The 304-nt window shown below is 60.5% G+C and carries 1 protein-coding gene; it reads left to right on the top strand.

Annotated features, from left to right (window positions below; genetic code table 11):
• A partial coding sequence (locus AAHB16_RS32695; RefSeq protein ID WP_342052936.1) for a tripartite tricarboxylate transporter permease occupies positions 1-304 on the top strand: 304 nt, incomplete at both ends.

Here is a 304-nt window from a genome sequence, read left to right as displayed (position 1 = left end):
GATGGGTGTGTTCGGCTTCGCGGAAATCATCGCGAACCTCGAGCAGAAGGAGGATCGAGAGACCTTCACGGATCACGTGACCAATCTTTTCCCGACAAAGGAAGACTTCAGGCGCATGATCCCAGCCATTCTACGTGGCACGCTGCTCGGTTCGGCATTGGGCATTCTTCCGGGGGGAGGCGCTGCACTGGCTTCGTTCGCGGCCTACTCGCTCGAGAAGAAGACCTCGAAGTACGCGCATGAATTCGGCAAGGGCGCGATCGAAGGCGTGGCGGGTCCGGAGTCGGCCAACAACGCCGCGGCA

It is taken from the genome of Cupriavidus sp. OTU4054, from assembly GCF_038440175.1.
Taxonomy (GTDB): domain Bacteria; phylum Pseudomonadota; class Gammaproteobacteria; order Burkholderiales; family Burkholderiaceae; genus Cupriavidus; species Cupriavidus pauculus_D.
The sequence above is the reverse complement of the archived record's forward strand: the minus strand, read 5'-3'. Positions and strand labels throughout refer to the sequence as shown.